Source organism: Streptomyces sp. NPDC091282 (genome assembly GCF_044757385.1).
GTDB classification, from domain to species: domain Bacteria; phylum Actinomycetota; class Actinomycetes; order Streptomycetales; family Streptomycetaceae; genus Streptomyces; species Streptomyces gramineus.
This window is the reverse complement of the sequence record NZ_JBIVUX010000003.1, coordinates 797,428-820,326: the sequence shown is the minus strand read 5'-3', so window position 1 is coordinate 820,326 and position 22,899 is coordinate 797,428. Positions and strand designations below refer to the sequence as shown.

General features: G+C 74.2%; 13 protein-coding genes. 3 read left to right on the top strand and 10 right to left on the bottom strand.

Going from position 1 to position 22,899, the window contains the following annotated elements:
• Window positions 1-12: 12 nt before the first annotated feature.
• The 5 genes from nudC to ACIQOE_RS17605 form a co-directional block, all read right to left on the bottom strand.
• Window positions 13-957: an NAD(+) diphosphatase gene (gene nudC / locus ACIQOE_RS17625; RefSeq protein ID WP_362643862.1), complete on the bottom strand. Its 945-nt coding sequence runs from the start codon at window positions 955-957 to the stop codon at window positions 13-15.
• Window positions 958-1,112: 155 nt separating this feature from the next.
• Window positions 1,113-2,516, bottom strand: a complete 1,404-nt coding sequence (locus ACIQOE_RS17620; protein WP_401412246.1) for a dipeptidase — start codon at window positions 2,514-2,516, stop codon at window positions 1,113-1,115.
• 10 nt (window positions 2,517-2,526) lie between these two features.
• A complete protein-coding gene (locus ACIQOE_RS17615) occupies window positions 2,527-6,030 on the bottom strand; it encodes a UvrD-helicase domain-containing protein (protein WP_401412244.1) in 3,504 nt (1,167 codons plus the stop codon).
• 46 nt (window positions 6,031-6,076) lie between these two features.
• Window positions 6,077-9,370, bottom strand: a complete 3,294-nt coding sequence (locus tag ACIQOE_RS17610) for an ATP-dependent helicase (protein ID WP_401412242.1) — start codon at window positions 9,368-9,370, stop codon at window positions 6,077-6,079.
• 293 nt (window positions 9,371-9,663) lie between these two features.
• Window positions 9,664-10,050 (bottom strand): MGMT family protein, encoded by a 387-nt coding sequence (locus ACIQOE_RS17605; RefSeq protein ID WP_365556608.1) that lies wholly within the window; start codon window positions 10,048-10,050, stop codon window positions 9,664-9,666.
• A gap of 162 nt (window positions 10,051-10,212) precedes the next feature.
• On the opposite strand from ACIQOE_RS17605, the gene ACIQOE_RS17600 reads away from it, so the two are divergent.
• The 3 genes from ACIQOE_RS17600 (at window position 10,213) to ACIQOE_RS17590 (ending at window position 16,548) form a co-directional block, all read left to right on the top strand.
• Window positions 10,213-13,008 (top strand): lysylphosphatidylglycerol synthase domain-containing protein, encoded by a 2,796-nt coding sequence (locus ACIQOE_RS17600; RefSeq protein WP_365573911.1) that lies wholly within the window; start codon window positions 10,213-10,215, stop codon window positions 13,006-13,008.
• A 317-nt stretch (window positions 13,009-13,325) separates the two neighbouring features.
• Window positions 13,326-14,867: an alpha/beta hydrolase gene (locus tag ACIQOE_RS17595; RefSeq protein ID WP_351321615.1), complete on the top strand. Its 1,542-nt coding sequence runs from the start codon at window positions 13,326-13,328 to the stop codon at window positions 14,865-14,867.
• A gap of 133 nt (window positions 14,868-15,000) precedes the next feature.
• A complete protein-coding gene (locus tag ACIQOE_RS17590) occupies window positions 15,001-16,548 on the top strand; it encodes an alpha/beta hydrolase (protein ID WP_401412239.1) in 1,548 nt (515 codons plus the stop codon).
• A gap of 59 nt (window positions 16,549-16,607) precedes the next feature.
• Here the strand turns inward: ACIQOE_RS17590 and moeZ are convergent, their stop codons facing one another.
• The 5 genes from moeZ to ACIQOE_RS17565 form a co-directional block, all read right to left on the bottom strand.
• Window positions 16,608-17,786, bottom strand: a complete 1,179-nt coding sequence (gene moeZ, locus ACIQOE_RS17585; protein ID WP_351321611.1) for an adenylyltransferase/sulfurtransferase MoeZ — start codon at window positions 17,784-17,786, stop codon at window positions 16,608-16,610.
• Between the two features lie 63 nt (window positions 17,787-17,849).
• Entirely contained in the window at window positions 17,850-18,599 is a 750-nt protein-coding gene (locus ACIQOE_RS17580; RefSeq protein WP_401412237.1) for a spherulation-specific family 4 protein, read from the bottom strand.
• On the bottom strand, window positions 18,587-19,546 hold the full coding sequence (locus tag ACIQOE_RS17575; protein ID WP_351321607.1) for an NAD-dependent epimerase/dehydratase family protein: 960 nt from the start codon (window positions 19,544-19,546) through the stop codon (window positions 18,587-18,589). The genes ACIQOE_RS17580 and ACIQOE_RS17575 overlap by 13 nt, the downstream gene beginning before the upstream one ends.
• 178 nt (window positions 19,547-19,724) lie before the next feature.
• Window positions 19,725-21,050, bottom strand: a complete 1,326-nt coding sequence (locus ACIQOE_RS17570) for a hypothetical protein (protein ID WP_401412234.1) — start codon at window positions 21,048-21,050, stop codon at window positions 19,725-19,727.
• Window positions 21,047-22,777, bottom strand: coding sequence for a glycosyltransferase (locus tag ACIQOE_RS17565; protein ID WP_365573901.1), 1,731 nt, complete (start codon window positions 22,775-22,777; stop codon window positions 21,047-21,049). Before ACIQOE_RS17565 ends, ACIQOE_RS17570 begins: the two co-directional genes overlap by 4 nt.
• Between the last annotated feature and the right edge of the window lie 122 nt (window positions 22,778-22,899).

Here is a 22,899-nt window from a genome sequence, read left to right as displayed (position 1 = left end):
CGGTCCGCCGTCTCAGACGAAGCTCCTCGTCGGCAGCGGCTTGCCGTACCACATCTCGATCAGGCGGGCCGCGATGGAGATCCCGTACGGCGGCAGCACCTCGCCGGAGTCGAAGGCCTCGCCCAGCTCGTCGCGGGAGAACCAGCGGGCCTCGTGGATCTCGTCGCCGTCGACGTTGATCTCGGTCGACGTCGCGCGGGCCATGAAGCCGAGCATCAGGCTGGACGGGAACGGCCAGGGCTGGCTGGCGACGTACTCGACGGGGCCGACGGCGACTCCGGCCTCCTCGAAGACCTCCCGGCGCACGGCCTGCTCGATGGACTCGCCGGGCTCCACGAAGCCCGCGAGGGTCGAGAAGCGGCCCTCGGGCCAGTGCACCTGGCGGCCGAGCAGGATGCGGTCGTCCTCGTCGGTCACCGCCATGATCACGGCCGGGTCGGTGCGCGGGTAGTGCTCGGCGCCGCAGGCGGGGCACCGGCGGATGTGACCGGACGCGGCGATCACCGTGCGCTCGCCGCACCGGGAGCAGAAGCGGTGGGTGCGCTGCCAGTTCTCCAGGCCCACCGCGTGCACCATCAGGCCCGCGTCCCGCGGCGACAGCAGCAGGCCGGCCTCGCGCAGGCCGGCCGGGCGCGCGGACTGGTCGATACGGCCGGGCAGCGCGTCCTTCTGGAGCGCGAAGTAGCTGACGCCGTCCTCGTCGGTGCCCAGGAAGTAGCGGTGCGCCTCGGTGAGCGGGGCCTCGAAGGAGGGGGTCATGACGAGCTCGGTACGGCCGTCGGACGTCTCGTCGATGAGGACCTGGCCGCCGGAGACCACGAAACAGCGGGTGTCGGGGTGGCTCCACGCCGCCGCGAGCCAGGCCTCGTCGAGCCGGTGGTGGGCTGCGCGGTCGATGCCGCTCGGGGCGGTGAGCGAGATGGGTCGGTCGGCGGTGTGGTCGGTCCAGGTGGTCACGGGTGCTTCCAACTCCCCCAGTGCAACGGATGTTTCAGCGGGCGGTTCAGCGGGACGAAGGGCGGGAGGAGACCGGGTCGGGCGGGTACGGGGCGGGCGGGGCGGTCCTTCCAGTGTGCCCCGCGCGCGCCACCGCTCCGGACGGCGCGGACGGGTCAGGGGGCACGGCGCCAGTTCTCGGCCAGGTCACCCCACAGGTAGGCGCTGGTCTCGACGCCCTTGAGGAGAAGGTCCAGCTCAACCTTCTCGTTCGGGGCGTGCCAGCCGTCCGAGGGCACCGAGATGCCCAGGAACAGAACGGGTGCGCCGAGGACGTCCTGGAGGTCCGCGGCCGGTCCCGAGCCACCCGAACGTGTGAACCTGACCGGTCCTTCGAAGGCGCGGCCCATGGCGCGGACCAGCGACTGCAGGGCCGGGTGGTCGAGCGGGGTCAGACAGGGGCGGGTGGCCGGCAGGAAGGTGATCTCGGCGCGGATCCCGGCGGGGATCCGCTCGGTGGCCCAGGCGCGGACGGCCTTCTCGATGTGGTCCGGCTCCTGGCCCGCGACCAGCCGGAACGACAGCTTGGCCATGGCCGAGGACGGGACGATCGTCTTGCTGCCGGGGCCCTGGTAGCCGCCGCCGATGCCGTTGACCTCGGCGGTGGGCCGGGCCCAGACGCGCTCCAGGGTGGTGTGCCCGGCCTCGCCCTCGGTGGCGTGGGAATGCGCCTCGCGCAGCCAGCCGTCCTCGTCGAACGGCAGCTCGGCCCAGAGCCGCCGCTCGTGGGCGTCGAGTTCCATGACGCCGTCGTAGAAGCCGGGGATCGCCACGCGCGCGTGCTCGTCGTGCAGCGCGGCGACCAGGCGGGCCACGACGGTGGCGGGGTTGGGGACGGCGCCTCCGAAGGCGCCGGAGTGGATGTCCTGGTCGGGACCGTGCAGGACGATCCCGCACTCGACGAGCCCGCGCATCCCGGTGCACACCGTGGGGGTGTCCTCGGACCACATGCCGGTGTCGGAGACGATCACGACGTCCGCGGCGAGCCGGTCCGCGTGTTCCTCCACGAGCGCGCGGAAGTGGGGGGAGCCGGACTCCTCCTCGCCCTCGACGAGCAGCTTCAGGTGGACGGCGGGCGCGGTGCGGCCGGTGGCGGCGAGGTGGGCCCGGACGCCGAGTGTGTGGAAGAACACCTGGCCCTTGTCGTCGGCGGCACCGCGCGCGTACAGGCGGTTCTCCCGGACGACCGGCTCGAAGGGGTCGCTGTCCCAGCCGTCCTCGCGGGCGGCGGGCTGCACGTCGTGGTGGCCGTAGACGAGGACGGTGGGTGCCTCGGGGTCGCCCGCGGGCCATTCGGCGAAGACGGCCGGTGCGCCCGGTGTCTCCCAGACCTCGGCGGTCGGGAAGCCGGTTCTGGCCAGTTCGGCGGCGAGCCAGTCGGCGCTGCGGCGGACATCGGCGTCGTGTTCGGGCTGGGCCGACACGGAGGGGATGCGCAGCCACTCGGCGAGGTCGTCGAGGAAGGCGGCACCGTGCTGCTCGATGTACGCGCGGACGGCGCTGTCCGGGGTCTGGCTCATGGTCACGAGCCTATCGGCCCGCGCCGGCTTCCTCGGCGGGCGGTTCGTCACACTCGGCCCGCCCGGCCGCCCGTCCGGCGATCAGTCTTTCCAGGGCCGCCCGGTCCGGCAGGCCCTCCGGCCGTTCGACCTCGCCGGTGCGGACGTGGACGAAGGCGGCGGTCACCGACTCGGGAGGCACGCCCTGCTGCTCGGCCCAGCCGATCCGGTAGACCGCCAGCTGGAGCGGGTCGGCGGGACGGGTCCGGCTGGTCTTCCAGTCGACGATCTCGTACGTCGCCCCGTCGCCGTGCCCGGTGCGGTAGACGGCGTCGATCCGGCCGCGGACGATCCGCCCGGCGAGGGCCAGCTGGAAGGGAGCCTCCACGCGGTAGGGCGTGCGGCGGGCGTACTCGGTGCGTTCGAAGGCCTCCTTGAGGGCTTCGAGGTCGCGTTCGTCGGCGATCTCGGCGTCGCTTCCGGGCAGCTCGTCGGGTTCCAGCATGGGCAGGGTCAGCTCTTCGAAGCGGGTCTCGACCCATGCGTGGAAGCGGGTGCCCCGGCGTGCGGCCGGTTGCGGAGGGCGCGGCATGGGGCGCGCGAGTTCCTGCGCGAGCCCGTCCGGGTCCTCGGCCAGCCGCATCAGCTGGGTGGCGGAGAGCGTCGCCGGCAGGGGTACGTCGGTGACGCCGCGGCGGGCGCGCAGCAGCTCGCCGGTGAGGGCGTCGAGGTCCCGGTCCCAGGAGGCGATGGCACGGGCCTCCTCGGGGGTGACGCCGCTCTCCTCGGGGGCGCTGCGCGGTTCCGGGCTGCGGGTCCGCTCCGGCGGGGCCGTGGGCGGGCGTCCGGCGGGCGTGGCCTGGTGCGGGAGCACGGGGCGGTCGGCGCTCAGGGACTCCCAGTCGGCGGCGTCCTGGTCCGGGACGTCGTCCTCGTAGGGGTCGGGTTCCTCGTCGTCGGGCGGCGGGGGCCAGTCCGGGTCCTCGTGCCCGGCGGGGTCGTGACCGGCCGCCGGGCGGCCGTCCTGCTGCGCCGTGAGCGCGTCCAGGTGCGCGAGGACGGTCTCGGCGGCGGCCCGGCGGCGGGCGAGGGCGGCCTCGTCGAGGGGCAGCGGCCACACCTGGTCGTCGCCGGCCGTGTGCAGGGCCGGGTTCTCCTCGTCCTCCTCCGGTTCGTCGGCCCAGGCCTCGATCTCGCCGTACCCGGCGGCGCAGTGGTCGTACAGCGCTTGGAGGAAGTCGGAGGGGCCGCGCGGCCTCTTCTGGCTGGGGCCCCACCAGTGGCCGGAGCCGAGCAGCAGGGAGCGGGGGCGGGTGAAGGTGACGTAGCCGAGGCGGAGCTCCTCGGTGTGCTGGTGGTCCTTCATCGCCTCGTGGAAGGCCTTCATGCCGCGCGAGTCCCAGGCCTCGACGTCGGGCAGGGTGTCGCTGTCGCCGCGCAGGGCGTGCGGGAGCACCTTGGCCTGGGCGGTCCACTTCTCGCGGCCCTGCCCGCTCGGGAAGGTGCCCTTGACCAGGCCGGGAACGACGACGACATCCCATTCCAGGCCCTTGGACCGGTGCGCGGTCAGCACCTTGACGGTGTTCTCGCCGCCGGGCAGGGCGTTGTCGAGGCCCTTCTCGTACTGGGCGGCGGTGCGCAGGAAGCCGAGGAAGGCGAGCAGGGTCGCCTCCTGGTCGCCGGACGCGAAGGAGGCGGCGACGTCCAGGAAGTTGGAGAGCGTCTCGCGGCGGCGGGCGGCCAGCGCGTGCGGGGAGGCGGACAGCTCCACCTCAAGGCCGGTGACCGCGAGGACCCGGTGCAGGACGTCCATCAGCGGGTCGGACAGGGAGCGGCGCAGTTCGCGCAGTTCGGTGGCCAGGCGGGCGAAGCGCACGCGCGCGTCCGGTGAGAACGGCAGGCCGTCGTCCGGCCGCTCGGCGTCGAGCGGCAGTTCGAGGAAGGTGTCCAGGGCGTCCGCGAGCGATATCACCTCGGCCGGGTCGACCCCTTCGACGGCCTCAGCGAGCCTGCGGTCCGGGTCGTCGGCGTCCCCCACGCGCGCGTGGGAGACCAGCAGCCGGGCGCGGCGGCCCAGGAGGGCGAGGTCACGGGGGCCGATGCGCCAGCGCGGTCCGGTCAGCAGCCGGACCAGGGAGGCGTTGGCTCCGGGGTCCTGGAGCACCTCGCAGACGGCGACGAGGTCGGCGACCTCGGGCAGGTGCAGCAGCCCGGAGAGGCCGACCACCTCGACCGGGACGTCCCGGGCGACGAGCACGCCCTGGATCTCCGCGAAGTCCGTGGCCGTACGGCACAGGACGGCGATCTCGCCGGGTGCGGTGCCGGTGCGGACGAGGTGGGCGACGGACTCGGCGATCCAGTCCATCTCGTCGGCGTGGGTGGGCAGCAGGGCGCAGCGGACCGTGCCGTCGCGCTCCGCGCCCGGGGCGGGCCGCAGGGCCGCGACGCCCGCGTGCAGGGCGCGCAGCGGCTCGGCGAGGCAGTTGGCGAGGTCGAGGAGGCGGCCGCCGCTGCGGCGGTTCTCGCTGAGCGCCTGGCGGGTGGCGGGGCTCCCGTCGGCGTGCGCGAAGTGCTCGGGGAAGTCGTCGAGGTTGGCGACGGAGGCGCCGCGCCAGCCGTAGATGGCCTGGCAGGGGTCGCCGACGGCGGTGACGGGGTGGCCGGTGCCCGCGCCGAACAGACCGGCGAGGAGGACCCGCTGGGCCACCGAGGTGTCCTGGTACTCGTCGAGGAGGACGATCCGGAACTCCTCGCGCAGCAGCCGGCCCACGTCGGGGATGCCGGCAAGTGCGGCGGACAGCGCGATCTGGTCGCCGAAGTCGAGGAGGTCCCGCTCGCGTTTGGCGGTGCGGTAGCGCAGGACCAGTTCGGCCAGCTCGCGGCGGGCGGCGGCGGTCTCGGGGACCTTGCGCAGGTCGGCGTTGCCGAGTTTGACGGACGCGAGGGTGTCGAGCAGTCCGGCGTCCCAGGCGCGCAGGTCCTCGGCGCGCACCAGGTGCTCGGAGAGTTCGGAGTCGAGGGCGAGCAGGTCGCCGACCAGGTCGGCGAAGGAGCGGGTGAGGGACGGGTAGGGGCCGGGTGCCTCGCGCAGCACGCGCGCGGCGAGCTGGAAGCGGGTCGCGTCGGCGAGCAGCCGTGAGGAGGGCTCCAGGCCGATGCGCAGGCCGTGGTCGGCCAGCAGGCGGCCCGCGAAGGCGTGGTACGTCGAGATGACCGGCTCGCCGGGCGGACGGTCCGGATCGATGACGTCCGGGTCGGTGACGCCCGCCCTGACCAGCGCCGTGCGGACGCGTTCGGCGAGTTCGCCGGCGGCCTTGTTGGTGAAGGTCAGCCCGAGGACCTGTTCCGGGGCCACCTGCCCGGTGCCGACCAGCCAGACCACGCGGGCCGCCATCACCGTCGTCTTGCCCGATCCGGCTCCGGCCACGATCACCTGCGGGGCGGGCGGCGCGGTGATGCAGGCCGTCTGCTCCGGGGTGAACGGGATGCCGAGGAGCTCTTTGAGCTGCTCGGGGTCGGTGATGAGGGCGGACATGACGGAAAAGGCTAACGGCGGGCACTGACAATCGGGGAACCGGCGCTCACTCCACCACGTGCCGTCCCTCGGGCCGGGCGCTGCACGACGCGCGGAAGGCGCAGTGCGTGCAGTGCTGGCCGGTGGTCGGCGTGAAGCGTTCGTCGAGGACCTTGCCGGCGGCGGTGGCCAGCAGGTCGCCGACCCACTCCCCCTCCAGCGGTTCCTGGGCCTGCACCTTGGGCAGGGTCTCGCCGCCGTCGCGCCGGGCGGCGCCCTGGCGCAGGTGGACCAGCTCGGCGCCGCCTGCCTCGGGGCGCACGCCGTCGAAGGCGTCGTCCACGGCGCCCTCGCGGACCGCGAGCTGGTAGACGGCCAGCTGGGGATGGCGGGCCACCTCGGCGGCGCTCGGGGCCTGCTTGCCGGTCTTGAAGTCGACGACGTAGGCGCGGCCCTCGCCGTCCGTCTCCACCCGGTCCATCTGGCCGCGGATGCGGACCTCGTAGTCGCCGGCTTCGAGGCTGACGTCGAAGTCCTGCTCGCTGGCCACGGGCGTGCGCGCGGTGCGGTCCAGGACGTGCCACTTCAGGAAGCGTTCGAGCGCAGCGCGCGCGTTGCCCTTCTCCTGCTCCGACTTCCAGGGGGCGTCGAAGGCGAGCGCGTTCCACACCGAGTCCAGGCGTTCCATGAGGACCGCGAGGTCGGCCGGGGTGCGTCCGGAGGCGACCTCGTCGGCCAGGACGTGCACGACGTTGCCGAAGCCCTGGGCGGTGGTGGCGGGCGCGTCCGCCTTCACCTCCCGGCCGAGGAACCACTGCAGGGCGCAGGTGTTGGCGAGCTGGTCGAGGGCGCTGCCGGAGAGCACGACGGGCTGGTCGCGGTCGCGCAGCGGCACCTTGCTCTCGGTCGGTTCGAACATGCCCCACCAGCGGTAGGGGTGGGCGGAGGGCACCAGCGGGCGGCCGTCCTCGTCGGCGAGCGCGGCCAGCCGGGCCAGGCGCCGGGCGGCGGCCTCCCGGAGCGTGGCGGACGCGCGCGGGTCGACCGTGGTCGCGCGCAGCTCGGCGACGAGCGCGGCCACGGAGAGCGGGCGGCGGGGCCGTCCGGTGACGTCCTGCGGCGTGACGCCCAGCTCGGTGAGGAACCGGGAGGGCTGGTCGCCGTCGTCCGCGGGGGCCTTCACCGCGGTGACGACGAGGCGATCACGCGCGCGCGTGGCGGCGACGTAGAACAGGCGGCGCTCCTCGGCGAGGAGCGCGCCCGGGGTGAGGGGCTCGGCCAGGCCGTCGCGGCCGATGCGGTCGGCCTCCAGCAGCGAGCCGCGGCGGCGCAGGTCCGGCCACAGGCCTTCCTGGACGCCGGCCACGACGACCAGGCGCCACTCCAGGCCCTTGGAGCGGTGCGCGGTCAGCAGGCGGACGGCGTCGGGGCGGACCGCCCGCCCGGCGAGGGTGTCGGCGGCGATGTCCTCGGCCTCGATCTCGGCCAGGAAGTTCAGCGTGCCCCGGCCGCCGCCGCGCTCCTCGGCGCGGGCGGCGGTGGCGAACAGCGCGCAGACGGCGTCCAGGTCACGGTCGGCGTTGCGGCCGGCGGCGCCGCCGCGCCGGGCGGCGCGCTCCAGCCGCGAGGGCCAGGGTGTGCCGTTCCACAGGTCCCACAGCGCCTCCTCGGCCGTGCCGCCGCCCGCCAGGCGCTCCCGGGCCTTCCCGAGCAGCGCGCCGAGCCGCTGCGCCCCGCGCGCGTACCCGGGGTCGTGGACGGCCAGCCGTCCGGGTTCGGCGAGGGCCCGGGCGAGCAGGTCGTCCGAGGGCGGCGGCAGCGCGTTGCCGGCCGCGCGTTCCTCGTCGCGCAGGGCGCGGCCGAGGCGGCGCAGGTCGGCGGCGTCCATGCCGGCGAGCGGGGAGGCGAGCAGGGTGAGGGCGGTCTCGGTGGGGAGCCAGCAGGCGTCCTGGTCCGGGTCGTGCGCCGCCTCCGCCTGTGCCACCGCCCGGAGCGCCGTCAGCAGGGGCGCCACCGCCGGTTCGTGGCGCAGCGGAACGTCGTCGCCGTCGATGTCCAGGGGGACGCCCGCCGCGGTCAGGGCGCGGCGGACCGTCGGGATGGTGCCGGCTCCGGCGCGCACCAGGACGGCCATGTCGCTCCAGCGCACGCCGTCCTCCAGGTGCGCGCGCCGCAGGATGTCGGCGACGTTGTCCAGCTCGGTGCCGGGCGTCGGGTACGTGTAGACCTCGACGGAGCCGCCCTCGCGCGTGGGGGCCGGTTCGCGGTGGGCGCGCACCGTGTCGCCGGGCAGCCGGGTCAGCGGCATCCGCCGGGTCAGCAGGCGGGTCGCGGCCAGCAGGCCGGCGCCGGAGCGGCGGGCGGTGCGCAGCACCGCGACCGGGGCGGGGCTCCCGTCCGCGCGCGGGAAGGCGGACGGGAAGTCGAGGATGCCGTTCACGTCGGCGCCCCGGAACGTGTAGATCGACTGGTCCGGGTCGCCGAACGCGACCAGCGTGCGGCCGCCGCCGGCCAGCGCGTGCAGGAGCCGCACCTGGGCGGGGTCGGTGTCCTGGTACTCGTCCACGAACACGGCGTCGTAGCGGCCGGCCAGGTCCAGGGCGACCTCGGGGCGCCGGGCGAGCAGTACCGCGCGGTGCACGAGTTCGGCGTAGTCCAGGACGCCCTGGAGGTCGAGGACGTCGAGGTACTCGGCGAGGAAGGCGGCCGCGGCCCGCCAGTCCGGTCGGCCGATGCGGCCGGCGAAGGCGTCCAGGGCGGCCGGGTCCAGGCCCAGTTCGCGGCTGCGGGCGAGAACCGCGCGGACCTCGTCGGCGAAACCGCGGGTGGTCAGGCAGGCGCGCAGGTCGTCGGGCCAGCGCACCGGGTCGAGGCCGAGCCGCTCCAGCTCGGCCTGGCCGGCCAGCAGCTCGCGGACGGTGACGTCCTGCTCGGGGCCGGAGAGCAGCCGCAGCGGGTCGACGAACAGGCCGCTGTCCTGGTGGGCGCGGACCAGGGCGTAGCAGTACGAGTGGAAGGTGGTCGCCCGGGGTGCGCCGGCCGTGCCGACGCGCAGGGCCATGCGGTCGCGCAGTTCGACGGCCGCCTTGCGGCTGAAGGTCAGCACCAGGATCCGTTCGGGGTCGCCGCCGCGGGCGATCCGGGCGGCCACCGACTCCACGAGCGTGGTGGTCTTCCCGGTGCCGGGGCCCGCGAGGACGAGCAGCGGGCCGGCCGCGTGGTCAACCACGGCGCGCTGCGCGGCGTCCAGTGGAGGGGGATCCGAAGCGGCCACGGGAGTCCGCACCAGCCGGTAGGCGCCACGGGTCCCCTGTCGTACCGGGAGGTGCGACAGGCGCCTGGTGGAGGAAGAGGAGCTCACGTGGTTCGCCGGTCCTGGTGGGTGTGCTGGTTGGCTCGCGGTCGCGCGGGCAGTGCGGGGGCCGTGGGGTGAGCGGGACTCGCGCAGCCGACGCTACGCCGAGAAACCGGTCGGAAGCAGGGCTTCCGATTGTTCCCGTCCGCCTCGGGCGGCACGTTGTCCCCGTCCGCCCCGGACGGCACGCGTGGCTCGTGCGCCCCCCGTCCCACGAACGTACGTCATGCCACGGACGTCCCGCGTGTCCCTCGAACGGGCCACAGGTTCCCCCCAAGGGCCCCGGATGGCGGAAGCTGTCAGGTGTGAGCCCCCGAGTCCGCGCCGCCGTCCCACCGCGCCCGCTTCATGTCGAGCCGCGGCAGGTGGCCCTGAGCGGCCCTGCTCGCCTCCTTCAGCGCGGTGCCCTCCACGCGGTAGTGGTCCAGGGCGGTCAGCTCGTGCCCCGGCAGCAGCACCCCGTCGGCGCGCACCACCCGCCACCAGGGCACGGAACCGCCGTAGAGGGCCATCACCCGTCCCACCTGGCGGGGCCCTCCCTCCTCCAGCCACTCCGCGACGTCGCCGTACGTCATCACGCGCCCGGGCGGGATCCCCTCGGCCACCTCCAGGACCCGCTCGGCGTACTCGGGCAGCTCGTCCGCGTACCCCTCTCGGGTGTCCTCGGGAAGGCTCTGCTCGCTCATTCGTCCCATCCTGCCGCACCCCACCGACAACCGGGCACGGCCCGCGACGGCTCTCCGCCTCGCCCCCGTGCGACGCTTGGGGCAGACTGTGCGCCCCCGCATCTGCACCCTGATGCCCTCGTGTGTCGGTGGGGCATGCCACCATCGTGCGGGCGGTGACTGGTGATACGAGATCAAGAAGAGACGACCGAGCAGCAGGGCGTGCACCCCGACGGAGCGGCGGGCAGCCCTGCCGCCGGCGCACGCCCGGACGCCGGGCGACCGGGCACCGCACCGTCTGACTCCGCCGGCCCGCACGCCGCGGAACCGGACACCGGACACCCGAAGCCCGCCGTCGAACCCGACGCCGCCCCCGACGTCTCCGAGGCGGAACACGTGCCGGACGACATCCACACCGACGAGGTGGAGGGCGACGAACCGCTGCTCCCCGCGCGCGTGCACCGCCCCTCCGACCTCATGCGTCTGCTGGTCGGCGTGCTCGCCGTCGCCGTGCTGCTCGGCATCGCCGCGTTCGCGCACGGCACCACCTCCGGGCTCGAACAGGACATCAACAAGGGCACCGGGCAGGCGCCCGACCTGCTGATCAAGATCGCCGGGCTGGCGTCCAGCATCGCGATCCTGCTGGTGCCGGTCGCGTTCGCCATCGAGCGGCTGATCAAGCGGGACGGGCTGCGCATCGCCGACGGCGTGCTCGCGGCCGTCCTCGCCCACGGTGTGACCCTCGCCACCGACCTGTGGGTCGCCCGGGCCGCGCCGGGCTCGATCCAGGAGGCGCTCACCCAGCCCTCCCCCGGTGACGTGCACGCCCTCACCGATCCGGTGCACGGCTACCTCGCGCCCGTCATCGCCTACATGACGGCCGTCGGCATGTCCCGGCGGCCCAGATGGCGCGCGGTCCTGTGGATCGTGCTGACGCTCGACGCGTTCTCCATGCTGGTCACCGGCTACACGACACCGTTCTCGATCATCCTGACGGTGCTGATCGGCTGGACCGTCGCCTACGGCACGCTCTACGCGGTCGGCTCGCCCAACGTGCGCCCGACCGGCCGGACCCTGCTGGCGGGCCTGAGGCACGTCGGCTTCCACCCGGTCGGCGCGGCCCGCGAGGAGACCCTGGACAGCGAGAACGGCGACCGGGGCCGGCGCTACTTCGTCACCCTGGAGGACGGCCCGCCGCTGGACGTCACGGTCGTCGACCGGGAACAGCAGGCCCAGGGCTTCTTCTACCGCGCGTGGCGCAACCTGACGCTGCGCGGCTTCGCGACCCGCTCCAGCCTGCAGTCGCTGCGCCAGGCGCTGGAGCAGGAGGCGCTGCTGGCGTACGCGGCGATCGCGGCCGGCGCCAACGCGCCCAAGCTGATCGCCACCTCCGAGCTGGGCCCGGACGCCGTGATGCTCGTCTACGAGCACACCGGCGGCCGCACCCTCGACTCGCTGGCCGACGAGGAGATCACCGACGACCTGCTGCGCAACACCTGGCACCAGGTGCAGGCGCTCCAGTCGCGCCGGATCGCGCACCGCAGGCTCGCGGGTGACGCCATCCTGGTGGATCGTTCCGGCAAGGTGATCCTCACGGACCTGCGCGGCGGCGAGATCGCGGCCGGCGAACTGCTGCTGCGGATGGACGTCGCCCAGCTGGTCACCACGCTCGGCCTGCGGGTCGGTGCCGAGCGCGCGGTGGCCTCGGCGGTCGGCGTCCTCGGGCCCGACGCCGTCGCCGACTGCCTGCCGATGCTCCAGCCGATCGCGCTCACCCGCTCCACGCGCGCGACGCTGCGAAGACTCGCCCGGGAACGCGCCCAGCGCGAACGCGACGCGGTGCTGGAGGCGTCCCGGCAGGCCAAGCAGGCCCGCGCCGAGGAGGCCGAGAAGCCCGACAAGAAGACGGTCCGCGCCGAGCAGCGGGCCGAGAAGCGGGCCCTGGACGACGCGCTGGAAGAGGCCCGCGAGGAGGACCTGCTCACCCAGATCCGGCACCAGGTGCTGCGGATCAGGCCGCAGGCACCCGTCGAGCCGGCCCGCCTGGAGCGGGTCCGGCCGCGCACGCTGATCAGCGTCTTCGCCGGCGCGATCGGCGCGTACTACCTGCTGACCCAGCTCACCCACATCGAGTTCGGACCGCTGATCGCCAACGCCCAGTGGGGCTGGGTGATCGCCGCGGTGCTGTTCTCGGCGCTGAGCTACGTGGCCGCCGCGATGGCGCTGCTCGGATTCGTGCCCGAGCGGGTGCCGTTCGTGCGGACCGCGGCGGCGCAGGTCGCCGGGTCGTTCGTGAAGATCGTGGCGCCCGCTGCGGTCGGCGGGGTCGCCCTCAACACGCGCTTCCTGCAGCGCGCCGGGGTGCGCCCTGGGCTCGCGGTGGCGAGCGTCGGGGCCTCGCAGCTGTTCGGGCTCGGCTGTCACATCCTGATGCTGCTGTCCTTCGGCTATCTGACCGGCACCGAGAAGACCCCGTCGCTGTCTCCGTCCCGCACCGTCATCGCGGGCCTGCTGACCGTCGCCGTCCTGGTGCTCGTGGTGACCTCGGTGCCGTTCCTGCGGAAATTCGTCTCCACGCGCGTGCGGTCGCTCTTCGCCGGCGTCGTCCCGCGCATGCTGGACGTGCTGCAGCGGCCGCAGAAGCTCGTCACCGGCATCGGCGGCATGCTGCTGCTGACCGCCTGCTTCGTGATGTGCCTGGACGCCTCCATCCGCGCCTTCGGCGACGAGGGCACCTCGCTCAGCATCGCCAGCGTCGCGGTCGTCTTCCTCGCCGGGAACGCGCTCGGGTCCGCGGCTCCGACCCCGGGCGGTGTCGGCGCGGTCGAGGCGACCCTGACCGTCGGCCTGATCGCCGTCGGTCTCCCCAAGGAGGTCGCGGCCCCCGCCGTCCTGCTGTACCGGCTGCTGACCCTGTGGCTGCCGGTCCTGCCCGGCTGGCTGGCCTTCAACCACCTGTCCCGCAAGGGAGCGCTCTAGGGCCTGTCTGACAATTCCCGTCTGCCGCGCGACGCCATGCACGCACTCTCGCCGCACCGGGCGCAGACCCAAGTACATCCAGTACGAGGGTCCACGCCCGGCACGCCGAGAGCACGCACCTGACGCCGCGCGGCCGCCCTCCGGGCGACGACGGGAATTGTCAAACAGGCCCTGGGCCGAGTTGCCGCGTCCCGAGCCACGCCGGCGGATCGCCGGCCGCCCCGGCTCTCGCGGGATGCGGCACCGCCGTTCCGGGGGCGTACCTCGTACGGCCCGCGCCCCGCGCGCGTGACCGCCCGCGACCTCAGGATGGGAGCATGCCGAAGCCCATCCGGATCCGTGCCGCTGCCCTGACGACCGCCCTGGTGCTGTCCTGCCTGACGGCCGGATGCAGCGACGGCGCCGGGAGCGGGGATCTGACGACGCAGAAGCTGGACTGGAAGGCCTGCCCGGCCCCCGACGAGGCCGAGGGCGGTGGCGGCATCCCCTCGCCGCTGCCCGGCGGCGGGGCCTGGCAGTGCGCGACCATGAAGGCGCCGCTGGACTGGTCGAAGCCGAAGGGCGCCACCATCGGCCTCGCGCTGATCCGCGCCAAGGCCAGCGGCGCCGCGGACGACAGGATCGGCTCCCTGATCTTCAACTTCGGCGGCCCCGGCGGCAGCGGCGTCACCACGCTGCCCGCGTTCGGCGAGGACTACGCCGCCCTGCGCACCCGCTACGACCTCGTCAGCTTCGACCCGCGCGGGGTCGGCCGCAGCGACCCGGTCGAGTGCGAGAACGACGAACAGCTCGACGACTACTTCCAGCAGGACGCGACGCCCGAGACCAGGGCCGAGCGCACCCAGCTCATCAACCGCACCAAGCAGTTCAACGCCGCCTGCGAGAAGAACTCCAAGACCGTCCTCCCGCACGTGCGCACCACCGACGCGGCCCGCGACATGGACCTGATGCGGCAGGTCCTCGGCGACCGGCAGCTGCACTACTTCGGCATCTCCTACGGCACCGAACTCGGCGGCGTCTACGCCCACCTGTTCCCGAAGAAGGTGGGCCGGGCCGTCCTCGACGGCGTCATCGACCCCACCCAGGACCCCGAGCAGAGCTCGCTGGGACAGGCCAAGGGCTTCCAGCTCGCGCTCGACAACTTTGCCGAGGACTGTACGTCCAAGGTGACGGAGTGCCCGATCGGAGACACCCCGCAGGACGTGAAGAACCGTATCGCCAAGCTCCTCGCGGACCTCGACAAGAAGCCGATCCCCGGGATCCTCCCCCGCCAGCTGACCCAGACCGCCGCCACCAACGGCATCGCGCAGTCCCTGTACTCCAAGGACTTCTGGGAGTACCTCACCGAAGGACTCGAAGAGGCGTACGACGGCGACGGGAAGATCCTGATGCTGCTGTCCGACTCCATGAACGGCCGCAGCCAGAACGGCGAGTACAGCAACATCACGGCGGCGAACATCGCCATCAACTGCGCCGACGAGAAGCCCCGCTACACCGCCGACTACGTGCTGCAGAAACTGCCCGAATTCCGCGCCGCCTCCCCGCTGTTCGGCGACTACCTCGCCTGGGGCATGGTCAGCTGCACCGACTGGGCGGTGCCGGGCGCCGCCGACCATCCCGACGTCAGCGCGCCCGGGTCGGCGCCGATCCTGGTCGTGGGCAACACCGGCGACCCGGCCACGCCGTACGAGGGCGCGCGGAAGATGGTGGAGTCGCTGGGGAAGGGCGTCGGGATCGAGCTGACGTACAAGGGGCAGGGGCACGGGGCCTACGACAGCAAGAACAAGTGCGTGCAGTCCACCGTGAACGACTACCTGCTGCAGGGGCGGACACCGAAGGCCGGCAGCGTCTGCACCTGACCGCACCGAGCTGCGAAACCGCAGGTCAGAAGGTTTTCCACAGGCCGCGACGGGCCTCGCTGGATCCGCCTACTATGACCTGACCGCTTTCCGCGACGATCCTGCGGAGAGCCTGTGAGGGGGGTGTGCGCGCATGGCGCGTTCCGTACGGTGGGCGGCCGCTGTGGCCGCCGGGTTGCTCGTGGCCGGATGCGGCGGCGGATCGTCCGACGGGGCCGGGGACAAGGGGCGGACACCGTCCGCTCCTCCGTCGTCCGCCGCCTCCGTCCCCGCCGTACTGCCCGCCGCCCTGACCTCCCAGAAGCTCGACTGGCACCGCTGCGCGGCCACTTCGGACGCCGCCGCGCCCGGCGACGAGTGGCGGTGCGCGACGCTCAAGGTGCCACTCGACTGGTCCAGGCCGGACGGGAAGACGATCGGGCTGGCACTGATCCGGGCGAAGGCGACCGGAGGTCCGGGCAAGCGGATCGGCTCGCTGCTGTTCAACTTCGGCGGTCCCGGCGGCTCGGGCGTCTCGATGATGCCGTACTACGCAGGTACGGCCGCCGCCCTGCGCCAGCGGTACGACCTGGTCAGCTGGGATCCGCGCGGCGTCGGCGCCAGCGAGGGGATCCGGTGCCGCAGCGACAAGGACCTGCGGTCCGCCGAGTCCATCGACGCCACTCCGGACACGCCGGCGGAGGAGACGGCGTACTTCCAGGACGCCGCCGACTTCGGCAAGGGCTGCCGGGCGGCGGCCGGCGAGCTGATCGCGCACGTCTCGACGACCGACACGGCCCGGGACATGGATCTGATGCGCCAGGTGCTCGGCGACACCGAGATGCACTACTTCGGCATCTCGTACGGCACCGAACTCGGCGGCGTCTACGCCCACCTGTTCCCGAAGAAGGTGGGGCGGCTGATCCTGGACGCCGTGGTCGACCCGGCCGCGGACACGGTCGGCCACGCGAAGAACCAGGCCGAGGGCTTCCAGCGGGCGCTGGACGACTACCTCAGGTCCACCGGCCAGGACCCCGAGCGGGGTTCACGGAAGATCGCGGACCTGCTGAGGAAGCTCGACACGGACCCGCTCCCGACGTCCTCAGGGCGCAAGCTGACCCAGGCCCTCGCGGTCACCGGCATCGTCCTGCCGCTCTACAGCCAGGACGGCTGGCCGACGCTGACCGGCGCGCTGCGGGCGGCCGAGGACGGCGACGGCTCGGAGCTGCTGTCCCTCGCGGACCGGTACAACGAACGCGACTCCTCGGGGCACTACGGCACGACCGGGCACTCCCAGCGGGTCATATCGTGCCTGGACGACAGGCAGCGGCCCACTCCCGCCCAGGCGAAGAAGCTGCTGCCCGACTTCGAGAGGATCTCGCCCGTGTTCGGCGACTTCCTGGGCTGGGACACGGCCGGCTGGTGCCACGACTGGCCGGTGGCCGGGCAGTACGACACCCCGCAGGTGAGCGCGCCGGGTGCGGCGCCGATCCTGCTGGTGGGCAACACGGGCGACCCGGCGACCCCGTACGAGGGGGCGCGGCGGATGGCCGACGAACTGGGCAAGGGGGTCGGCGTCGAGCTGACCTGGAAGGGCGAGGGCCACGGCGCGTACGGCAGCGGCAGCGACTGCGTGGACTCGACGGTGAACGCCTACCTGCTGGCGGGCACGGTCCCCGAGGACGGCAAGGTCTGCTCATGACGGAGGCGGGGGTTCCGGGTGCCTGCCGCACCCGGAACCCCCGCCCGCCGGGACCTCGGTCAGTAGACCGGCTTGTCCGGCTCGATCTGGTTGACCCAGCCGATCACGCCGCCGCCCACGTGCACGGCGTCCGCGAAGCCCGCGGACTTCAGGACCGCGAGGACCTCCGCGCTGCGGACACCCGTCTTGCAGTGCAGGACGATCTTCTTGTCCTGGGGCAGGCCCCCCAGGGCGGTGCCCATGAGGAACTCGTTCTTCGGGATCAGCTTGGCGCCCGGGATGGAGACGATCTCGTACTCGTTCGGCTCGCGGACGTCGATGATCTCGATGTTCTCGCCGTCGTCGATCCACTCCTTGAGCTGCTTGGGAGTGATCGTCGAACCGGCGGCCGCCTGCTGGGCCTCCTCGGAGACGACGCCGCAGAATGCCTCGTAGTCGATGAGCTCGGTGACGGTCGGGTTCTCGCCGCAGACCGCGCAGTTCGGGTCCTTGCGGACCTTGACCTGGCGGTACTGCATCTCCAGGGCGTCGTAGATCATCAGTCGGCCGACGAGGGGCTCGCCGGTGCCGGTGAGGAGCTTGATGGCCTCGGTGACCTGGATGGAGCCGATGGACGCGCACAGCACGCCCAGCACGCCGCCCTCGGCGCAGGAGGGGACCATGCCCGGCGGCGGGGGCTCCGGGTAGAGGCAGCGGTAGCAGGGACCGTGCTCGGACCAGAAGACCGACGCCTGGCCGTCGAAGCGGTAGATCGAACCCCATACGTACGGCTTGTCGAGCAGCACGCAGGCGTCGTTGACCAGGTAGCGGGTGGCGAAGTTGTCCGTGCCGTCGACGATCAGGTCGTACTGGCTGAAGATGTCCATCACGTTCTCGGCCTCGAGCCGCTCTTCGTGCAGGACCACGTTCACGTACGGGTTGATGCCGAGGACGGAGTCACGGGCGGACTCGGCCTTGGAGCGGCCGATGTCGGCCTGACTGTGGATGATCTGACGCTGCAGGTTCGACTCGTCGACCTCGTCGAACTCCACGATGCCGAGGGTGCCGACACCGGCCGCGGCGAGGTACATCAGCGCCGGCGAACCCAGCCCGCCGGCGCCCACACAGAGCACCTTGGCGTTCTTCAGCCGCTTCTGCCCGTCCATCCCGACGTCCGGGATGATCAGGTGGCGGGAGTACCTGCGGACCTCGTCTACGGTGAGCTCAGAGGCTGGCTCGACCAGGGGTGGCAGCGACACGGGGACTCCGTTGATCGGTCAATCACTACAGTTGTTCTCCGTGTAACACTGCCACGCCCTTCTTCATTCCGAGACACCCGTCCCGACCCGCGAGACGATGTCGTCCCAGTAGCCGGGCATGTTCTCCCAGGGGTCCACGCGGCCGCCGTGGTCGGTGCGGTCGGTGAAGTAGATGGTCGAGGCGCCCTGCCAGCGGGCGATGCGCAGCGCCTCGTCGAGGTGGCCGCGGGGCACGCCGTGCACGAAGTGGCAGAAGCGGTCCGGCGGATAGTCCGCGGTCCACTCGGCGACGTGCGACCAGCGGTAGTCGCCCCACGAACCGGCGAAGGTGACCAGTTGGTCGGCGTTCTCCGCGTGGCCCGGATGGGGGTGGGTGCCGTGGCCGAGGACGATGTGGGGCCGGTCACCGATGGTGCGGAGCGTGGCGACCGCGCGGCGGATGCCGGGGAGCGCCGTGCGTTCGCCGGGGCAGCGCTCCAGCAGGAAGCCGTCGACGCGGTACCAGTCGTGGTAGCGGCGGGCGTCCTGGACCAGGTCGCCGTGGGGACGGGCGCCGTAGGTGGCGTCCAGGCGGCCGAGGACGCGGACGCCCGCGTTGCGGAGCCGGCCTGCCGCTTCCAGGCAGTGCGGGTCGGGGCGGCTGCCGGGTCCGTTCGCCACGTTCAGGACGACCCAGTGCAGGGGGGTGCCCGGGCGGGTGAGTTCGGCCCACTGCGCCGGGGCGAGGAGGGGGTGGGCGTAGCCCGGGACGCCGAGGGCGGTCCGGACGCCGGTGGGCGCGGCGCCCGGCCTGGTGCCGGTCAGATGCGGCACGCCGCCTCCATCCAGATGTCCGCGAGGGACTCCTCGAGGTTGATACGGGGACGCCAGCCGAGCCGGTCGCGGGCGCAGCGCACGTCGGCCTGCTGCCAGCTGCCGCAGCCGTCCGGGTACGGATAGGCGACCGGGGCCGTGTGGTCGGGGTCCAGCCGGGGGTGGCCGATGGGGCTGCGCAGCGGGCCGGGCGGGCCGTCGAGTTCGTGCAGGGCACCGCCGTATCCGGCGACCCGGGCGAGGACGGCGGCGGCGTCGCGGAGGCGGACGGCGCGGCCGGAGCCGATGTTGATGACGCCCTGGGCGGCGGAGAGCGAGGCCGCGTGGACGGCGCGGGCCACGTCGCGCACGTCGACGAAGTCGCGCTGCACGCCGAGGCCGCCGAGTTTGAGTTCGCCGTCGCCGGACTGCATGGCGCGGCGCATGGCCTCGGCGAGCCGGCCCAGCGGGGAGCCGGCCGGGGTGCCGGGTCCGGCGGGCGAGAAGACCCGCAGGACGACGGCGTCCAGGCCGGAGCCGAGGACCAGTTCGGTGGCGGCGAGCTTGCTGACGCCGTACGGGCCGCCGGGGCGGGGTACGGCGTCCTCGGCCGTGGAGGAGCCGGGCTGGCTCGGGCCGTACTCCGCGCTGCAGCCGACCTGCACCAGGCGGGCGCCGCAGCCGCTGCGGCGCAGGGCCTCGCAGATGGTGGCGACGGCGACGGTGTTGTGCCGGGTGAGTTCCCGGGCCCCGCCGCGGGTGGCGCCGGCGCAGTTCACGATGACGCCCGGGTGGACCGCGTCGAGGAAGCGGGTGAGGGCACCCGGGCTGCCGGTGGCGAGGTCGAAGCGGACGTCGGCGTCGTCGCCGCGGCCGAGTGCGGTGAGCTGGACCGCCGGATCGGCGAGCAGCCGGTCGGCGACGAAGCGTCCGAGGTATCCGTTGGCTCCGATCAGCAGAACCCTCATCGCGTGGCTCCCGGGGTGTGCGCTCCGGCGACTCCGGTGGTTCCGGACGCTCCGGGTCCGGGTCGGGAGGTGGTCATCTGGCGGTCTCCTTCAGGGGGTGGTGCGGTTTTCTCCGGCGGGGTGCCGGGCGCCTGCCGCCGCGGCGGGACGGGGCGGGCGAAGCGGAAGGGGGTTCGTCTCACCGCGGGTCTCCCGGCGGCGCGTGGGCCGGGGCCCGGGTGAGGGTGCGGGTCGCCCGGACCAGCAGGACCAGGGCCGCTGCGCCGCAGACGAGCGCGGGGACACCGCCCGTGCCCCAGGCGCCGGTCAGGGCGTCGACGGGGCTCGCCAGGAAGGCGCAGCCGGGGAGCCGGCCGGCCAGGACCAGGCCGACGGCGGCCGCTTCGCCGGCGGCGGCGAGGGCGAGGGCGGTGCCCTGGGGCACGCGGTGGACGGCGAGCAGGCGGGCGAGCAGCAGGAGGGCGCCGAGGGTGAGGGCCTCCGGGTAGCCGGCCGGTTCGTCCAGGACGGCCGCGCACAGGGCGAGCAGGGCGGTGAGGGCGCCCAGGCAGAGGGCGGACGTGCCGAGCAGCAGCGGCCGCACGGCACCGGCGAACTCCGCCAGGCCCCGGCTGGCCGCGAGCCTGCGGCGGGCGGCGGCGGTCAGGAGGTGGACGCTCCAGGCGGCCGGGGCGAGGGCCAGGGCGAGGGCGAGGACGGGCGCGGTGGTCACCGGCCAGGGGCCGTGCGCGGCGCCGGTGGGCAGGCCGTCGGGGCCGCCGTCCAGGACGGCACGCAGGAGGCCGTTGCCGAGGAGGGCGTAGGCGAGGAGCCAGCAGGTCCACGCACGGGTGCCGGGCGCGAGGTGCCGGAGGGGGGCGGGCGCGGCGAGCGCACCGTGGCGCAGGGCCGCGCGCACGGCCAGGGCGACGGCGAGCAGGCCGACGGCGGCCGTCAGGAGGCGCGGGCGGCCCCCGGTGAGCCGTACGCCGGTCACCACCGCGGCGCCGACCGTGCCCGGCAGGAGCGGGAGCAGGATCCGGCCGGCGCGGACGCGGGGCGCGGGCGGCGGTGGCTGAGCGGGCGGCTGCCGGTCGCCGTCGCCGTCGCGGGGCACGCGCGCGTACAGCTCCTCGGCGAGGGAGAAGACGTCACGGTGGCGGAAGCGGGCGGCGGTCCGGTCGGTGACGCCGTGTGCTTCGAGCCCGGCCGCGATCTCCAGCGGGTCGACGGCCTGCTCGCACAGTGCGCGGTGGCGGTGCAGCAGGGCTTTCACGGGGTCGGCGGCGCCGCGGCGCGGGGCGGGCGCGCGGCCGGCCGTGGTGGTCCGGGTACGGGTCCGCGCGGCGGTCGCGGCCGTCCTCGCGGACCCGGTCCGGGACGGCGTGCCGTCCTGACCCTCGTCCGCCGGGTCCAGGAGCCATTCCTCCGAGCGCGCGTCCCAGGCGTCGGCCCCGCCGGGGCGGCCCGGCCGGTCCTGGCCGCCCGGTCCGCCGTGCACGGCGCCGCCCTCGTCGCCGTTCACCGGGCGGCCTCCGGGGCCGTGACCGGGGTGGCCCGCACCGGGGCCGGTCTCGGCGGGACGCCCAGGGCCCAGCCGGGTCCGCCCCGGCCGGCGACGCGGGTCGTCGGGCCGGTCCAGCGGCCGGGTACGTGGGCCTCGGCGGGAGCGGCGAACGGCAGCGGCTCACCCGCCTCGTCGAGGACGACCCGGCGCACCGGGCAGTGCGAGACGATCTCCAGGTAAATGCCGTGAAATGCCGCGATGTTCTGCTCGACGGTGAACAGTTCGAGCGCTCGGGCACGCGCGGCGGCTCCGAGGCGCTCACGGCGCTCGGGGTCGCGCAGCAGCGCCACGCACGCCTCCGCGAGCGCCCGCGGGTTGCGCGGCGGGACGACGAGGCCGGTGCCGCCGATGACCTCCACCACGGCACCGACGTCGGTGGACACGGTCGCGCGGGCGCAGAGCATCGCCTCGGCGAGGCCGACCGGGAAGCCCTCGACGACGCTGGAGAGGACGACGACCGATCCGGACGCGTAGGCGTCGGCGAGGGTCGGCGCCTCCGGTCCGCCGATCTCCTCGAAGGCGACCGGGTTGTCGCCGACGGCGTGCGCTCCGTCCGCCTCGTCCGGGAAGAGCTGGGCGGCGAGCGCCTTGCAGTGACCGAGGTAGGCCAGGCCCTCCGGTCCCGACGGGGCGCCCACGACCCGCAGCCGCGCCTTGGGCTCCTCCTTGCGGACCTCCGCGAAGGCGTGCAGCAGTGACACCAGGTCCTTGGCGGGCTCCGTGCGGCCGACCCACACGAGGGTGTCCGGGTCGGCCCGGTCCGGGGCCTCGCCGACCTCGGTGAAGCGGCCCGCCTCCAGTCCCGGGTGGACGGTGCGGATCCGGGAGCGGTCGGCACCGCAGCGCTCCTGCCAGCGGCGGGTGTGCGCGTTGCCGGGGGTGATGATCGCGGCGCGGCCGTAGACCTCGGCGGCGAGCCGGCCGTGGAAGGCGGCGAGCAGGGTGCGCACGGCCGGGCCGGCCGTCTCGGGGCCGGCGGCGAGGTAGTGGGCGCGCAGCGGCACCCCGTACTCGGTGACCAGCAGCGGCACGTCGCTGAAGTGCCGGGCGAGCAGGCCGGGCAGGGCGGCGGGGCCGCCTGCGGTGGCGTGGCAGAGGTCGGCGGCGCCGAGTCCGTCGTCGCCGTACCAGTCCAGCGAGAGGGGGCGCAGGGCGCGTTCGAGGTGGGCGGCGACGGCGAGCAGGTCCGGCACGCGCGCCGCGCGCGCCGCCGCGGGCGCGCCGGGCGTTCGGCAGGCGTGCTCCAGCGTGCGCACCGCGCTGTCGGAGCGGAGCGCGCCGGCCAGTCCGCCCTCGTCGCGGGCGAGTTCGGCGAGTCCGTAGAGCGCGCTGCCGAAACGGTCCGCCATACGACCGGAGCCGTCCGGGCCGTCCGAGGCGTCCGCGTCCTGCGCGCCGTCGGACCCGGACCCGGCAGGGCCGCCGACGCCGGAACCGGCGCACAGGACGGCCGCCAGCTCCCCGTAGCTCTCGACGAAGCGCCGGCGCGCACGCCGGCCGTACGCGGGCCCGTCCTGCTCGGCGGTCCACAGGGGGGCCGTCCGCACCCGGCTGACGTGCGGCGGCAGCGGCAGCCGGCCCTCGTCCTCCTGTCGCCTGCTGCGGCTGAGCGCGTAGAGGTCGAACTCGTGCTGCCCGAGCCCGCGCACGAGCCGGTCGCACCAGAGTCTGGCGTCACCGCTCACATACGGATAACCACCCTCCGTAAGCAGTCCGATGCGCACGTGTGCACCCCCGATCGATCTCCCGTGTGGGGAGCCACCGTTGCTCCGGCGGCTCGCAGCGGGACGAACGTATGCGGACAAGG

Excerpts from the sequence above, each read along its gene's own strand:
- ACIQOE_RS17605 (WP_365556608.1), bottom strand. The coding sequence starts at position 10,050 with ATGAGCGAGCAGAGCCTTCCCGAGGACACCCGAGAGGGGTACGCGGAC.
- ACIQOE_RS17620 (WP_401412246.1), bottom strand. The coding sequence starts at position 2,516 with ATGAGCCAGACCCCGGACAGCGCCGTCCGCGCGTACATCGAGCAGCAC.
- ACIQOE_RS17615 (WP_401412244.1), bottom strand. The coding sequence starts at position 6,030 with ATGTCCGCCCTCATCACCGACCCCGAGCAGCTCAAAGAGCTCCTCGGC.
- ACIQOE_RS17595 (WP_351321615.1), top strand. The coding sequence starts at position 13,326 with ATGCCGAAGCCCATCCGGATCCGTGCCGCTGCCCTGACGACCGCCCTG.
- ACIQOE_RS17575 (WP_351321607.1), bottom strand. The coding sequence starts at position 19,546 with ATGAGGGTTCTGCTGATCGGAGCCAACGGATACCTCGGACGCTTCGTC.
- ACIQOE_RS17590 (WP_401412239.1), top strand. The coding sequence starts at position 15,001 with ATGGCGCGTTCCGTACGGTGGGCGGCCGCTGTGGCCGCCGGGTTGCTC.